This is a genomic window from Heliomicrobium undosum, from assembly GCF_009877425.1.
In the GTDB taxonomy this organism is placed as follows: Bacteria; Bacillota; Desulfitobacteriia; order Heliobacteriales; family Heliobacteriaceae; genus Heliomicrobium; species Heliomicrobium undosum.
The window spans coordinates 1-13,681 of the sequence record NZ_WXEY01000030.1 but is presented as its reverse complement, the minus strand read 5'-3'; the positions used below and the strand labels follow the sequence as shown (position 1 = coordinate 13,681).

At 58.2% G+C, this 13,681-nt stretch carries 17 protein-coding genes; 4 read left to right on the top strand and 13 right to left on the bottom strand.

The annotated features are described in order from the left end of the window. Nucleotides 1–55 precede the first annotated feature (55 nt). The 3 genes from GTO91_RS16285 to GTO91_RS16275 are packed head-to-tail and all read right to left on the bottom strand — an operon-like array spanning nt 56 to nt 2,222. On the bottom strand, nt 56–715 hold the full coding sequence (locus GTO91_RS16285; RefSeq protein WP_161259790.1) for a (Fe-S)-binding protein: 660 nt from the start codon (nt 713–715) through the stop codon (nt 56–58). 1 nt (nt 716) lies between these two features. Then, nucleotides 717–1,427, bottom strand: a complete 711-nt coding sequence (locus GTO91_RS16280) for a GTP-binding protein (RefSeq protein WP_012281393.1) — start codon at nt 1,425–1,427, stop codon at nt 717–719. Nucleotides 1,428–1,442: 15 nt separating this feature from the next. Further along, nucleotides 1,443–2,222: an ATP-binding cassette domain-containing protein gene (locus GTO91_RS16275; protein ID WP_161259789.1), complete on the bottom strand. Its 780-nt coding sequence runs from the start codon at nt 2,220–2,222 to the stop codon at nt 1,443–1,445. 330 nt (nt 2,223–2,552) lie between these two features. On the opposite strand from GTO91_RS16275, the gene GTO91_RS16270 reads away from it, so the two are divergent. Then, on the top strand, nt 2,553–3,629 hold the full coding sequence (locus GTO91_RS16270; protein WP_161259788.1) for an HD-GYP domain-containing protein: 1,077 nt from the start codon (nt 2,553–2,555) through the stop codon (nt 3,627–3,629). Nucleotides 3,630–3,742: 113 nt separating this feature from the next. Here the strand turns inward: GTO91_RS16270 and GTO91_RS16265 are convergent, their stop codons facing one another. The 5 genes from GTO91_RS16265 to GTO91_RS16245 all read right to left on the bottom strand — a co-directional run bounded on the left by GTO91_RS16265 (nt 3,743) and on the right by GTO91_RS16245 (nt 8,058). Then, complete coding sequence (locus GTO91_RS16265) at nt 3,743–4,909, bottom strand: FprA family A-type flavoprotein (protein WP_161259787.1); 1,167 nt, start codon at nt 4,907–4,909, stop codon at nt 3,743–3,745. Between the two features lie 135 nt (nt 4,910–5,044). Further along, a complete protein-coding gene (locus GTO91_RS16260) occupies nt 5,045–6,220 on the bottom strand; it encodes a DUF4367 domain-containing protein (RefSeq protein WP_161259786.1) in 1,176 nt (391 codons plus the stop codon). A gap of 31 nt (nt 6,221–6,251) precedes the next feature. Beyond that, entirely contained in the window at nt 6,252–6,458 is a 207-nt protein-coding gene (locus GTO91_RS16255) for a hypothetical protein (RefSeq protein WP_161259785.1), read from the bottom strand. A 2-nt stretch (nt 6,459–6,460) separates the two neighbouring features. Further along, complete coding sequence (locus GTO91_RS16250) at nt 6,461–7,081, bottom strand: RNA polymerase sigma factor (RefSeq protein WP_161259784.1); 621 nt, start codon at nt 7,079–7,081, stop codon at nt 6,461–6,463. 167 nt (nt 7,082–7,248) lie between these two features. After that, nucleotides 7,249–8,058 (bottom strand): M48 family metallopeptidase, encoded by an 810-nt coding sequence (locus tag GTO91_RS16245; RefSeq protein WP_161259783.1) that lies wholly within the window; start codon nt 8,056–8,058, stop codon nt 7,249–7,251. Nucleotides 8,059–8,170: 112 nt separating this feature from the next. Here GTO91_RS16245 and GTO91_RS16240 point away from each other — a divergent pair, with 112 nt between their 5' ends. Beyond that, a complete protein-coding gene (locus tag GTO91_RS16240) occupies nt 8,171–8,398 on the top strand; it encodes a hypothetical protein (RefSeq protein ID WP_161259782.1) in 228 nt (75 codons plus the stop codon). Nucleotides 8,399–8,588: 190 nt separating this feature from the next. On the opposite strand, the gene lexA is transcribed toward GTO91_RS16240, so the two are convergent. Next, entirely contained in the window at nt 8,589–9,320 is a 732-nt protein-coding gene (gene lexA / locus GTO91_RS16235; RefSeq protein WP_161259781.1) for a transcriptional repressor LexA, read from the bottom strand. 114 nt (nt 9,321–9,434) lie between these two features. Between lexA and GTO91_RS16230 the strand changes: the two genes are divergently transcribed. Beyond that, nucleotides 9,435–10,097 (top strand): phosphatase PAP2 family protein, encoded by a 663-nt coding sequence (locus tag GTO91_RS16230; RefSeq protein ID WP_161259780.1) that lies wholly within the window; start codon nt 9,435–9,437, stop codon nt 10,095–10,097. Nucleotides 10,098–10,183: 86 nt separating this feature from the next. Here GTO91_RS16230 and GTO91_RS16225 read toward each other — a convergent pair whose 3' ends face one another. Beyond that, on the bottom strand, nt 10,184–10,432 hold the full coding sequence (locus GTO91_RS16225; protein WP_328793831.1) for an AbrB/MazE/SpoVT family DNA-binding domain-containing protein: 249 nt from the start codon (nt 10,430–10,432) through the stop codon (nt 10,184–10,186). Between the two features lie 194 nt (nt 10,433–10,626). Between GTO91_RS16225 and GTO91_RS17775 the strand changes: the two genes are divergently transcribed. Beyond that, complete coding sequence (locus GTO91_RS17775; RefSeq protein WP_170294286.1) at nt 10,627–10,773, top strand: hypothetical protein; 147 nt, start codon at nt 10,627–10,629, stop codon at nt 10,771–10,773. 49 nt (nt 10,774–10,822) lie between these two features. Here the strand turns inward: GTO91_RS17775 and GTO91_RS16220 are convergent, their stop codons facing one another. From GTO91_RS16220 to mltG, 3 genes are read right to left on the bottom strand one after another with little or no spacing between them, the layout of a single operon-like run. Then, on the bottom strand, nt 10,823–11,029 hold the full coding sequence (locus GTO91_RS16220) for a hypothetical protein (protein ID WP_161259778.1): 207 nt from the start codon (nt 11,027–11,029) through the stop codon (nt 10,823–10,825). A 19-nt stretch (nt 11,030–11,048) separates the two neighbouring features. Further along, nucleotides 11,049–12,503, bottom strand: coding sequence for a U32 family peptidase C-terminal domain-containing protein (locus GTO91_RS16215; protein WP_161259777.1), 1,455 nt, complete (start codon nt 12,501–12,503; stop codon nt 11,049–11,051). Further along, nucleotides 12,493–13,509 carry an endolytic transglycosylase MltG gene (mltG, locus tag GTO91_RS16210; protein ID WP_161259776.1) on the bottom strand — a complete coding sequence of 339 codons (1,017 nt, stop codon included), beginning with the start codon at nt 13,507–13,509 and terminating at the stop codon, nt 12,493–12,495. Before mltG ends, GTO91_RS16215 begins: the two co-directional genes overlap by 11 nt. Nucleotides 13,510–13,681 lie beyond the last annotated feature (172 nt).

Sequence of the window (13,681 nt, the reverse complement as noted above, 5' to 3'; positions counted from 1 at the left end):
TTTACAAAAAAAACAGGGAGGAACCATCCCCCCTGCAAAAATATGCTGTTCTCGTTCAGTCCCAGTCCCGCGTGGCCAGGATCCGCACATCCTCGATCCGGATATGGGGACCCTCTGCCTTTTCCAGCACCATATTCACCAGTCCCGTATGATTGAGGCACATCATGCAAAAACCGGGCAGGAAGGTCATCCGGCAACCGATCGTCGGATCCTTGCGGATCGCGGTGGCAATCCCCTCAAAACCGATCATATGATACGCCGAGACATTTTTTACCTCCTGCTGGCCGTCGCGGGCAAACTTGGGACCGACCACCCAGGTGGTCAGCAATCCGGTAAGCGGATCGGCTTCGATCACTCGCAGCACATGGGGGATGGGGCAGCCGGCGCCCATGGGCCGGCCCAACACCAGATCTCCCTCGCGGATCTCCAATTTCTCCACCAGGTCGCCGCGGAAGGGGAGGACGATCTTGCGCGCCGATATCTCGCCGGGCAAGGGCTGCAGGACAAAGTCATAGGTATGGCCGAGAACATCCCGTTCCGGATAGTCGGCTTCCAACTCCCAGTCGGCGGCGGCGCGGGCGTGGTGCTTCTCATCATAGAAGGGGCAGTCTTCATAGGTTTTTTCCTGCCCGTGGACGGCGCGGATGAAGGAACGGCAGCTATTCTCGCCGCAGAGACCGCAGTTTTTCCCCGGAGGCAACCAGGAATGGTTCATGTCATTCACCCCGGTACAAGTAATCGGCGATCTGGCCGTCCAGCTTCTTGATCACGCCGAAGTGGTGCTTCCACCCGATCTCCTTCTTGCCGATGCAGATGGTGCAGGTGCCGATGGGCGGGCTGCCCTTGAGCACCAGGTTGTGCTTGTCGATCTCCTCCGATTTGGCAATCAACTGGTAGAGACGGTTCAACGATGTCCCTTGCAGGGCGTTCGTCTCCATGAGGACGATATGTGGATGGACCTCTTTGATCTTCTGGATAAAAACCTCCCGCTCCGCCTGGCTGACGAGGTCGATCTTGGTGACGACGGCGATATCGGCCAGGGCGACCATGGCGCCCATCTTCTCCGGCGCGTGGATGCCGGAGATGGAACTGAGCACGATGACGCCCAACCCCTGGTTCAGATAGGGGGAGCAGCGCAGGCAGAGGCCGGCGCTTTCGACGATAAAGAGGTCGGCTTCATTTTTTTCCGCCCATTCGATGGCGTCGCCGAGAACCATCACACCGGCATGGTCAGGGCAGAGGTCGCCCGAGTAGACCTTTTTGGTCAGGATATTGAATTCGCGCTGGAGTTCAATGTCTTCAAAAGCTTTAACGACGTCGATCTTCAGGTAGGCGATCTTCATCTCGTCTTTGAATCGTCGCACGATCTGTTTAGTCAGCGCCGTCTTACCTGCCGAAGGCGGTCCGGCAATCACCAGCAGTTTCATTTATCCATCACCCGCTTACCCAAAATTGACGCTGATCAGTTCTTTCGTAATGATATCGCCGGCTCGGATTTTCTCCCGGATGATGCCGACCCGTTTATCCAGTTCGATCAGGTTTTGCGCCGCCCCAACCTCCGACTCATTCTGATCGATGACCTTGCGCACGGCGCCATTGCTCATGATCACCCGCTTTTGCGTCAGCAGGGCGATGACCGGATCGTGGGTGACAAAGATGACGATCTTGCCGGTGTTTTGAATCAGCCGGACGACCTCTTGCTTGAAGATGCCGGCGTTCTCGATCTCGTCGAGTAGGATGATCGGCGCGGCGCCGATCAATAGGGCGTCAGCGATCATCAGCGACCGGGTCTGCCCGCCCGAGAGGATGGTCACCTTGGTCTCTTTCCGGATCCGCTCGCCCGTGAACTTGTTGGCCAACTCAATCGTCTTGTCGATGATGCCCCGCTCGTTGATCTTCCGGGCGCGGGCATGGATTTCGAGAAACTCCTCTGCCGTGAGGTCGGTGAAGCATTTCGTGTTCTGGGTGATCATGGCGATCGGTTTCATGGCGGGGTTGTAGCGGAGTTCTTCCGGAGGCTCTCCGCCGTTGATCAAAACATGCCGCCGCGTTGACGTGTCCCCCTGCGCCAGCAATTCAATGTCGGTGATGAAGGCGGTTTTGCCGCTGCCTGTGGGCCCGACGATGGACAGGGTCTCTCCAGCTCTTAGGGTGATGCCGGAAAAGTTCTCCAGTTCCCCCGTTTTATCTCGACCTGGAAGAACCGTGATTTCCTGGATCATAACACCTCTCCTCTTCCGAGTTGTTGCGGCCTGGCAGACGTTGCGAACGGAACCGGGGTGTCAACCGGCCTTTCACCGTTCACTTTATGCCTTACTTCCGGCAAGGGCGACGTTCCCCGGCGACGGTACATTTTTACAGCGGGAAGCGACGGCTTGTCCATACTATATAAATATTCCTGTGTTCGGCCAAAAAGGACTTTTTTCGTCGTCATGAAGCGAAAAGTCTCTCATACGCCCTATAAAGATAATTAACAATTAGTGTAAAAGCATTTATAATTAATGTGAGGCAATATATCTCGCTAGGTCGGCTTGAAAGAGGGTTAACTGCTTATGCTTCCTGTGGACATGCAACATGTGTTTCCCGGTTTGGTGCTGGCGCAGACATTGTTTTTTCCGGACGGACGGGTCCTGCTCAACGAGGGGGTCAAATTGACGGAAAGAACGATCGCGCGCCTCAAGGATTTGGGGTTGCCCTTCATCTATGTGGAGGATCCTGTTGCTGGGAACTTGCCGGTCCCCCGGCTGATTCCCGAGCGAATCCGCGCCGAGGGGATCTTCTTCCTTCACCAGCAATTCGAGGGGCTAGCAAAAAAGAAAACTGGGCTGGATGTGCAAAAATTAGACAGCCTCGCGTCGGCGATCGTCTCCGAGTTGGCGACCAATCGTCGTTCTGCCATCCATCTCATCGATATGCGCCTTCCCGAGATGTATCTGGCCGGCCATGCTTTTCATACGGCCGTGCTCGCCGTTAAGACGGCCCTCGCCATGGGATTCAAACCCCTCCGGCTGAAGGACCTGGCTTTAGGGGCCTTGCTCCATGACGTCGGCTACCTCTTTATTCCCGGCCTTGACTACAATCGGCCCGGACCGCTGACCGAGGCGGAGCAGGCCAAGGTGCGAAGTCACCCGGAAAACGGCTTTGAGTTTATCCGGAAAAACGGGTTCCTGAACATACTCGTCAGCCACTGCGCCTTCCAGCATCACGAACGCTGGGATGGCAGCGGCTACCCCCGGGGCCTGAAAAAGAACGATATCCACGAACTGGGCCAGATTCTCGCTGTTGCCGATGTCTATGACGCGCTGGTCAACGAACGGCCCCACCGGAAACTGCTTCAGCCTCACCAAGCGCTGAAAGTCCTCCATGATCTGGCCGGCTCCTGGTTCAACCCGGAAGTGGTCACGGCGATCACCGAGAGCATTGCCATCTACCCCATCGGTTCTCGCATCCAGTTTCCCAACGGAGAGATCGGTGTCGTCGTCGATACGGAGCCCGCTCCCCCCTTCCGCCCCAAGATCAGGCGGTTGCCCCCCGCCGCCCAGCAGGATAGCCTGCCCACGCTGCTGGCGGTCGACCTTACCTCAGCCAACAAGGAGATGCTGTTGACGGATATGGTCTATGTCTCTTGATGAAAAACGTCCCTGCCGAAAGACGGCAGGGACGTTTTTTTCAACTTTATGAAGGCCGGTTTCCGCTTAACGTCGCCGGCGCTTTCGTTTTTCTTCAATTATCGCGTTTTCCGCTATCCCCCGACGACGGCTTCGACCTGGGCGGTGATCTCCTCCATGGCGCGTTCATCAGGGATGTACTGCGCCTTCACAGGTTTCAGCATATCGAAGCCGGCTGCTTTTAGCGCCTCCTCGATCTGGGAGACGCTCTGACCGCCCCAACCGTAAGAGCCGAAGGCGAGGCCGACGCGGTGCTTCGGCGCCAGGCCTTTCAGGTAGGTCAAAAAGGCAGCCACACTGGGCAGCATGTTGTTGTTGAGGGTGGGCGAACCGACACAGACGTATTTGGCGGTGATCAACTCAGTCATGATGTCGGACATGTGGTTGCTGTCCAGGTTCAACAATTTCGAGTCGATGCCCTTGTGCTCGAAGGCGCGCTGGATGGCGTAGGCGATCTTTTTCGTCGACTCCCACATGGTGTCGTAGATGATCAACGCCTTCTCCTCCGTATGGTTGGCGGCCCACTTGCCGTACTCCTCCAGGATCTCGGGGATGTGGGAACGCCAGAGGAGACCATGGCTGGTGGCGATGACGTCGATCTCGAGGCCGGCAAGGGCCTGAAGGGCGTTCTGCACCTGGGCGCCATAGGGAAGGACGATGTTGGCGTAGTATTTTTTGGCCTCCTCCATGATCAGGTGATAGGACAACTGATCATCGAATCGCTCCATGGAGGCGATGTGCTGGCCAAAGGCGTCGTTGGAAAAGAGGATCTTGTCTTCGGGCATGTAGGCGACCATGTTGTCGGGCCAGTGCACCATCTGGGTGAGCACGAAGGAGAGGTTGCGCTTGCCGAGGCTGAGCGTGTCCCCCGTCTTGACGACCTTCATGTTCCAATCGCGCTTGTAATGGGCCTTCAACCCCCGCTGGCCGTTGGGCGATGTGATGATGGTCGCATTGGGGGCCAGTTCCATGAGCCGGGGAATGCCGCCGGAATGGTCCATCTCCACGTGGTTGCAGATGATATAGTCGATCTTCGACGGATCGACGACATGGGCGATGCGGTCCAACATCTCTTCGACGAGATAGGATTTGACCGTATCGACAAGGGTGATCTTCTCGTCCATGATCAGGTAGGCGTTATAGGATGAACCCCGCTGGGTGAGGTAGCCGTGAAAATCACGGAGGTCCCAGTCGACGGCGCCCACCCAGTAGATATCGTCCTTGACTTTGACGGGTCGCATTTGTTCGTTCCTCCCTCGGCGCATCGGTGTCAACGAAAGGCCATGATGCTGCCTGGATTTATTGTGCCTCAAAAAACAAACCGTGTCAAACAGTAATAGTTACTGTTTATTGTATTCATGAGCAGGCTTGTATTTCTACCGGACCGACTGGGCGATGCGGACCGCCTCCCCTTCCGGGAGAATACCAGTCAGTGTATAGAATGCCTTGTCACGGCGCCATTCGATGCGGAGCAATCCCTTGGCAAAGAGGGCCAGTTTCCCCGGCGCGCCGGCGATATCGACGTCGCGTTGAGCCTGGATTGTCCCTTCCTCAGGCGGCAACGGCGCGGCCGAGACGGTCAGGCTGAAATAATGCGGCGCCGGCCCGGCGTAGCGAAGCGACGTGGAGGCGGCAGGCTCGACCGTCTCCCTTTGTTTGGACACCAGGAGGGTGTACCCGGGCGGAAGATAGGTGACAACAGGTCCGGGCTGATTGTGCGCTGAGGTGATGGATGTGATGGAGACTGTTGAAGTATCCGGAGCGTTTGAATCGGTTACATCGGCTGGAACCGGAAGGGCGGCCGGAGCGGCGAAAGCAGCCGCGCTCTCCATGTTCGCCTTGCTTTCGGCAGGCGCCGGCAACCGCGGCGCATCTTCTCCCCTCGCCGGAACGGCCAGGGCGATCCGCCGCTCTTCTTTTGGCAATGAAGCGATATCCATCCACGAAGGTTTTGCCGCGGCCACCGTTTCCCTTACGCTTCCCCGCTGCGTCGTGTCTACCGGCTCAGGGCCGGCGGTGACGGGCGCCGCTTGTCTGGTGAAGGCAGAGGCGTTTTCCGAAGGAGTCACAGAACTTTCCGATACAGTCGCAGAACTATCCGACACGATGGGGCTGTCGGCGGCGGGCGGCGGTGCGGCGGGTTTGACGGAGGAAGGTTGCTGCATCGTGAAGGCGGGAGCACTCGCTTTATCGAGTGTGATGTTTCCAGCAATGCCGGCGGTTCTCATCTCTGTTGTCATGGAACCGGTTCCTTGAAAAGACAGGACGCCCCCCACCACCAAAACCGCCGCAGCGACAGCAGCCCAGCGGAAAAAGAGCGGACGAGGCCGCTGTTCCGGCTGTGGCTGTTTCACCTGCACCTCTTCCAACAGTGGCTGCTCCGGCTGTGGCTCCAGCCGGGGCTGCCGGTGCTGTGAAGGCGCCTGCTCCCGCCGTTTTTGCTCCAGGCGGGCCCAGGATTCCTCCAGGGGCGGAACAGGGGCTTCCGTCACCATCTTGTGGACAGCCTCTTCAATTTGCCGATCCAGAAACCGCTCAGGCAGTGTGTTCATGCGGTTTCAACCTCCGTCCCGATGTCAACCCTTAGTCTTCAATGCGGAGCATACGAATCCGGATGGCGCAACGGCCATCGGCGGTGCCTTCATAGTAACCGAGCACGTTGGGGCAAACCTCGTTGCAGATCGCCTGCCAATCGGGGACGCCGTAGCGGTTCTTGATAAAATCGATATCCGGCGCGTAGCGGCTTTCCAGGTGGGCGTAAATGGGGCACTTCTCCATCGTCTCGCTCATCGTTATGTAATCTCCTTTCCTGACTTTACAATCTTGGCAATAGCCGTCGGTTCGTCTATGTCCTCTTCATCCTGTAGACGTTTTTCCTGTCCATCCCGTTCCAGCCAGTGTCGAATTCGCTGCTTGGCCCGGCTGAGACGGGACTTGACGCTTCCTGATGGGATGTCCAAGGTGGCGCTGATCTGTTCAATGCTCTGATCGAGATAAAACCGGAGATAAATCACACTGCGGTAATCGGGTGGAAGCCGGCTGATGCATTGGCGGACGATGGACCACTGTTCCTGCTTCACCGTCGCCGCTTCTGGGGATCCTTCGGCGATGGCGACGCCTTCATCGCGGATCTCGGCGCAAAGGACGTTGCGGCCGCGTCGTCGCAAAAGGTCCCGGGCCGAGTTGACCGCCATCTGGCAGAGCCAGGATTCCAGCTTCGCCGGATCGCGGAGTTGCCCGATCCGTTCCCCCAGCTTTAAAAAAACATCATGGGTCACATCTTCCGCCAGGCCGGGGTCGCGGAGGATGAAGAACGCAGCCTGGTACACCGACCTGTAGAATTGCTCGTAAGCGAGGCGCAATCCGTCGGTTTCTCCGGCCTTCAGTTTTTCAATCAGCTCTTCAAAGCGCACGCGCGGCCCCCCTACCCCCGGCCTGTCCCAAAACATGACGCATCTTTTCCAACAGATCTATTTTCGCTACGAATGTGCCAACCCCTGCACAAGCAGGAAAAAAAGCGCCTCAGGAAAAAAACCCTGCGCCGGTAAAATAGGTCTGGAAGTCCAGCCCAAAACCTTCTTTATTGTTCAGCTTCGAGGGGAGCGGAGAATTCCCGCCCGCGCTCTCTCAACCAGCGCCGGTGCAGGGCGTAATCGGGCACATGCCGCTCCACCAGGGTCCAGAAGCGGGCAGAGTGGTTCAATTCCTGCAGATGGCAGAGTTCATGGACGATGACGTAATCCATCACCGCCGGCGGGAACAGGACGAGCCTCCAATTGAAGGAGAGGTTTCGCTTGGACGAGCAACTCCCCCAGCGGGTCTTTTGATCGCGAATGGTGACCTTGCCATAGGCGTAACCGAGCCTCCCTGCGATTTCACCGACCCGCTGCGGGATGAGCGCCTCCGACTGGGCGCGCATCCATTCGCCGGCCACAGGCCGCCACTGCCCCTTGCGCTCTGACTCCAACCAGATAAAAAGCCGTCCAGCCGCCAATTTGACCGGGCCTTCCGCCGGAACGGGGGCATTATCGGTGATGACGACGATGTCAATCGGATCGCCTCGAAAAAAGACCCGGTTTGCCTCGGCGGCCAGGGCGAGACGTTCCTTCTCCTGCTGGAGACGCAGCCAGTGACGGACGATCCAGTTCCCCTTCCGTCCCAGAACCTCCCGGATCTGATCACCGGTCAACGCGGCCGGCCCCCGCACCTCGAGCCCCTGGGCGGTCAACCGCAGGCTAAGGTTGCGCAACCCCTTGCGCCGCGCCACGAGCAAGGGCACCGACTGGTCGCCGAAAAGGATTTTCCCGCCTTTTCCCCGGGTCAGTTCAATAGCCACCCGTTCGTCTTCCGGATTTGTTCTTGTCAGTCTTCCCGCCATGACTTCCCCCATGAACATAGTAATCCTCAAAAAAGCGCCAAGGATGCCGGTTGCCCTATTGACATTGGAACATATGTTTTATATGCTGTCATTAGAACATCAGTTCCAAGGAGCGTGTGGAACCATGGAAGCAACCGGTTATGTTCGGGCGTCAGCGGCCCACCGGGCGCCTGCCGTCCCTCGATTTCCCGCCAAGCCTGCGGTGCGGCGCCGCCCCGAGTCCATTACGACCCGGACGCAACGGTGGCTCGAATCGGCTGACACCCTCCGTGAAACAAGGATCATCTACGGCGCCTGCGCCTTCGCCTTTCTCTACCTGACGGTGAAAGTCCTGCAAGGCCTCCTGTTCTGACAAGGGGACAACGACCGCTAACCGCGAAAAGGGATATTGAGAACGCCTCGTCAAAAACAAACGGTTTATAGAGAGAGCCACCGTGAATAACGGCGGCTCTCTTTCCGTTTTACGATGGTTGATTGTTTCGTCAACGCCTAATGGTTCGTCATCGTTTTATGACTTGTCATCGTTGATGACTCGTCATTGTTTAATGGACATTGCGCAGGACCATCACAACTTTGCCGAGGACCGACAGGTCACGCACCCGGATCGGTTCAAGGGCGCTGTTCTCCGGTTGCAATCGCACATGATCGGCTTCCTTGAAGAAGCGCTTGACCGTGGCGTCTTCATCGATCAGGGCGACGACGATCTGCCCATTGCTGGCATGGGCTTGTTTGCGGACGATCACCGTGTCGCCGTGCAGGATGCCGGCATCGATCATGCTGTCTCCCCTGACCCGCAGGCCGAAGAACTCCCCTTCCCCCAGCATCGTCTTGGCGATGGGCAAATAGTCTTCCACGTATTCCGTGGCCAGGATGGGCGAACCGGCCGCCACGTTACCCAGCAGAGGAACTTGCAGAAAGGGATCGGTCGAACGGCTGGTCGGCCGGTCGGTTGTCCGGCTGGTTGTCCGATTGGTCGTATACACAGGGGGTTCTTCCTCAGAGACGCCGGCGGTTGCCCTTATGCCAAAAGCGCCGCTCCCCAATTCGAGCCGTTCCTGCCGATCGGCAAGCACCTCGATCGCCCGGGGCTTCGTCGGATCCTTGCGGATCCAGCCCTTCACTTCCAAACGTTTCAGGTAAACATGCACCGTCGAACTGGAGGCCCACCCCATCTGCAAGCCGATCTCGCGGACACTGGGCGGATACCCCTTCTCACGGACATTTTTTCGGATGACTTCGAAAACTTCCCGTTCTTTCGGTGTGAGTTGCATCATCCCACCTCCGCTTCCATATTAGCACGTATGTTCCATTGAACTCAAGGGAATTTCCGAAGGAACCCGGCGCGGCGGCGGCGAAAAGATTCATCAAACATCATCGCATTATGGGGGTTGGTTGAGATACCGTCATTTTTCCCGCTCTTCGCCGGATTGGCCGCCGGCGCGACTGTCCTTTTTCTCAACGGCGCGCTCCTCGCCGCCCTCGACTGGGCCGCTCCCCTGGATCGGTCGTTGTCCCTTTACCTCTACTCGTGGCGCTCTCCCGGTTGGGACGCCGTCATGGGCGCCATCACCTGGCTGGGTTCGGCGCAGATTCTTCTCCCCGCCGCGCTGGCGGCCGCCGTCGTCTTCTACCTGCGCAAACAGCCGCAACAACTGTCCCTTCTGTTCGCCGCGCTGCTGACCTGGGGGCTGCTCAACCATCCTGTGAAGTCCTTTTTCGAACGCGCCCGGCCGGATGTGGCCGCGGCGCTGGTCTATGAACCGACGGCGTCCTTTCCCTCGGGCCACACCCTGGGGGCCGCGTTGATCCTGCCGGCGCTGTTCATGGCCCTCACCGGCCGTTCACGGCCGCCGGCGGTGACGCTGCTCCCCATCCTGCTGGTGGGAATCAGCCGGATCTATCTGGGCGCCCATTGGCCCAGCGACGTTTGGGCCTCTCTGCTGGCCGCCCTGGCCTTCTGGCTGGCGGCTCTCGGCGTAAAAAGGGACACGGCTCCTATCGACATGGCGAAGGATCAAAAAAGCGGCGGTGCGCATCATGAAACGTTATAAAACGTCATGAAGCGTCACCACCGCTTTTTTGATCGCCGACCCCGCCGATTCGACCGATTCCATCGGGAATCATTCATTGTGACGACTCAGGAGACAAATTTGGACATTTCCCCCGCGCATTCCTTGCAGACGGCTTTTCCCCGGTAGTTATGTACATCAGATGCACTGCCGCAAAAAACGCAGGCGGGCTCGTACTTCTTCAAAACGATCTTTTCTTCCTCGACAAAGATCTCTAGTCCATCCTTATCTGCGATGCCCATGACGCGGCGGAGTTCCATCGGGATGACAACCCGGCCCAGTTCGTCTACTTTCCGAACGATTCCCGTCGATTTCACGAACCCTCCTCCTTCCACCCTCTTCGACAATAATCCGCTTATCTTTACTATACTGTCCATACTCTACATAGTCAACCTTATTTTTCCATTAAATTGCCGATTTTTTTCTCTAAACCTAACTTATTGTAGAATGAGTAAAAAAACGCTCGTCGGGTTATGCTAGGCATAAATGTAAAAGGAAGGAGAATGATGGAGTGGAAAATAACATCGAGCGCAAGAGCGATAACGTGTTGAACGGCACCACCTGGGAATTCCTCAAAACCGGCTGGTGGGTCTGGCATGTCTTCGCCATCGGCTTGGTCTTTTACCTGGGTCACTTGCTCTGGCCTATCTATCGTTAATCATGCAGAAAGGCCCCGGTTCGCCGGGGCCTTTCTTTTTGCCTGAATATCACTTTTCGTCAGCATCGAGACCGTATTTGTTCTGCAGGATGTCCTTGATTTGGTTGGCGCGCAAAGCGTCCTTCTCGGCATAATCCAAGAAGATTTTCGCCACTTCCTTGTCCTCGGTCGTCTGCGCAAACTTCTGGTAGTCGCGGACAAGTTCCTGTTCATTGAGCAGCGACTTCATCAGGAAGTCCCGGGTGTTCAGTTGCATGAAAACGTCACCTCCGCCGTTAGTTTGGCGGAGATGGCAGCATTTCATCCTCTTCCCTTTCCCAAACGGCGGGCCAGGGCAGGCTCTCCAGCACCCGGATGACTTCCTCCCGTGTGTCCGGCGTCGTCCGGATCAGCACGAGGCCGGCTTCCTTGTCGACTGTTGTCGGGACGCCAAGGTGGCCGAAACCCTCCAGGATAATGTCGAGATAAAAGATGTGGGAGGGGTTGATGCGCACCTTCAGGAAGGAGTCCTCGCCGCCGTCTTTGGGACGGCGGACGAGATCGAGAGGGGCCACGGGACGGGGCACGCGGATGCGGATGCGCTGGTGGGGCCGAGGCGCCTTGTCGATGGCGTTGCCCTCGTCATCGCGCATCTCGTTGACGATGGTCAAAAAGGGCGTTGCGCCGGGACCGGCCAGTTCCAGGATATCGCCGAGGCGGATGCGGTTGCGCACCTCGATCTCGGCTTCGCGCTTCTGGGCGTCATAGGCCTGGACGACACCGACGAAATCATAGTCGCGCCGGTACGGGAGATCGGGCTCCTGGCCCGGCGGACCATGGAGAAAGCCCTGCGTATAGGGCCGGTGGCTGATCTTGGCCAGTTCCTCCCACCAGGAGGTTAACGTGCGCGACGGCCGCCCGGCAACCTGGGCGGCGAGGGCGCTGTCGACGGCGCGGCGGTAGACCTGGGTTACGGTGGCCACATAGTGGACGCTCTTCATCCGGCCTTCAATCTTGAAGCTGTCGACGCCGGCGTCGATCAAGGCCGGGATGTCGGGAAGCAGGCAGAGGTCCCGGGCGTTAAAGACATAGGAGCCCCGCTCGTCCTCCTCGACCGGCAGGTAGAGGCCGGGCCGTGTCTCTTCGACAAGAGCATATTTCCATCGGCAGGCCTGGGCGCATTCGCCGCGGTTGGCGCCCCGTCCTGTCAGGTAGTCGCTGATCATGCAGCGGCCCGAGTAGGACATGCACATGGCGCCATGAACAAAGACCTCCAACTCGATGTCGACGGCCTGGCGGATCTCTCGGATCTCGGCCAAGGAGAGTTCCCGGGCCAGAACGATGCGCTTGGCGCCCTGGTCGGCCCAGAAACGGGCCGATTCGGCGTTGGTCACATTGGCCTGGGTGCTGATGTGGATGGGCAGGTCGGGAACGGTCCGGCGGGCGACAGCGAAGACGCCGGGGTCAGAGACGAGGATGGCATCAGCGCCCATGTCCCGCAGTTCTGTAAGGTAGGCGGGCAGGTTGGCGAAGTCGCGGTTGTGGGCAAAGATATTGACCGTCACATAGACCTTTTTACCCTGTTCATGGGCAAGGGCGATGCCCCGGGCCATCTCCTCAGATGTGAAATTGCCGGCGTAGGCGCGCAGACCCAGTTCCTTGCCGGCCAGGTAGACGGCGTCGGCGCCGTAGTGAAGGGCCATGGCCAGTTTCTCCGGGTTGCCGGCCGGCGCGAGCAGTTCAATTCCCATACTTGGCAACCGCCTGGAGGTGTTCGTTGAAGGTGCGGCTGAACTGATGGTAGCCATCCCCTTTGGCCACAAAATAGAGGTAGTCGGTTTTGGTCGGGTACAAGGCGGCCTGCAGGCTGGCCTTGCCCGGGTTGGCGATGGGGCCTGGCGGCAGCCCCGCATACTTGTAGGTGTTGTAGGGCGACTCGATCTGCAAGTCCTTATAATACAGTTTGGCCTTCGGCTGGCCCAGCAAGTACTGGATCGTCGAGCAGGCCTCCAGTTTCATGCCTTTGTTCAGGCGGTTGCGGAAGACGGCGCTGATGACGGGACGGTCTTCCGCCTTCTGGGCCTCCCTCTCGATCAGCGAAGCCAACACCACCGTGTCACGGACGCCGATGTTCAATTCTTTCATCCGCGCCCGCACCTCAGGGGTCATCTCCTGGTCGAAGCGGCTGACGAGCATGCGCACGATCTCTTCCGGCGAGGTGTCGCGCTGAATGCGGTAGGTGGCCGGAAAGAGGAACCCTTCCAGGCGGTTTTCATTGGCGGGGAGTTTTTTTACGTAATCATACTCCATCGGCGTCTGGGCCAGGGCTTTGCGAAAGGCGTCGCGGTCAACCAGTCCCTTGCCGGCGAGCAAATCCACGATCTGGCGCGTCGTGTAGCCCTCGGGGATGGTGAAGCTGTACAGGCGGGTCTTTCCTTCGATCAGCAGGTTCAAGATATCGGGCACGGAGAGACTGGGACTGAGCGTATACTCACCCGCTTTGAGGGACTCGCCGCCGTGTCCGCGGGCGTAGTTGGCGAAGGCCCGGCTGCTGCGGATCACCTTTTTGTCCTCCAAGATGTCCCCGATATCCCGGGCGGTCACATTGGATGGGATCTCAACAACGATCTCCTGCCGGTTTCCCGGTTCTAGGGGCTCCAACCCCTGCTGGTACGTTTGGAATGCGATCACGGCGGCGATGATGCCGATGATGGCCAGGATCCCGAAGGGCCAGGCTTTCTTTCTCTTGCTCCGCACCGTTGGGCCTCCTCTAAAAAAAATCCCCCGCTGCCACGGAGGAGGTCAGTCACCATTATAGGCAGAGCGGGCGGGAAAAAACAAGATTGATAGGGCGAAGAAACAGGCGCTGTCGAAAAAAGAAAAAGGAAATCGGAGAAAGCAGAGGCACACGCAGGCGCATAAACATAAG

What these genes read in the sequence shown, in the direction of transcription:
- GTO91_RS16275 (WP_161259789.1), bottom strand. Translation starts at nt 2,222, where the DNA reads ATGATCCAGGAAATCACGGTTCTTCCAGGTCGAGATAAAACGGGGGAA.
- GTO91_RS16270 (WP_161259788.1), top strand. Translation starts at nt 2,553, where the DNA reads ATGCTTCCTGTGGACATGCAACATGTGTTTCCCGGTTTGGTGCTGGCG.
- GTO91_RS16280 (WP_012281393.1), bottom strand. Translation starts at nt 1,427, where the DNA reads ATGAAACTGCTGGTGATTGCCGGACCGCCTTCGGCAGGTAAGACGGCG.
- GTO91_RS16255 (WP_161259785.1), bottom strand. Translation starts at nt 6,458, where the DNA reads ATGAGCGAGACGATGGAGAAGTGCCCCATTTACGCCCACCTGGAAAGC.
- GTO91_RS16260 (WP_161259786.1), bottom strand. Translation starts at nt 6,220, where the DNA reads ATGAACACACTGCCTGAGCGGTTTCTGGATCGGCAAATTGAAGAGGCT.
- GTO91_RS16240 (WP_161259782.1), top strand. Translation starts at nt 8,171, where the DNA reads ATGGAAGCAACCGGTTATGTTCGGGCGTCAGCGGCCCACCGGGCGCCT.
- lexA (WP_161259781.1), bottom strand. Translation starts at nt 9,320, where the DNA reads ATGATGCAACTCACACCGAAAGAACGGGAAGTTTTCGAAGTCATCCGA.
- GTO91_RS16285 (WP_161259790.1), bottom strand. Translation starts at nt 715, where the DNA reads ATGAACCATTCCTGGTTGCCTCCGGGGAAAAACTGCGGTCTCTGCGGC.
- GTO91_RS16220 (WP_161259778.1), bottom strand. Translation starts at nt 11,029, where the DNA reads ATGCAACTGAACACCCGGGACTTCCTGATGAAGTCGCTGCTCAATGAA.
- GTO91_RS16215 (WP_161259777.1), bottom strand. Translation starts at nt 12,503, where the DNA reads ATGGGAATTGAACTGCTCGCGCCGGCCGGCAACCCGGAGAAACTGGCC.
- GTO91_RS16265 (WP_161259787.1), bottom strand. Translation starts at nt 4,909, where the DNA reads ATGCGACCCGTCAAAGTCAAGGACGATATCTACTGGGTGGGCGCCGTC.
- GTO91_RS16245 (WP_161259783.1), bottom strand. Translation starts at nt 8,058, where the DNA reads ATGGGGGAAGTCATGGCGGGAAGACTGACAAGAACAAATCCGGAAGAC.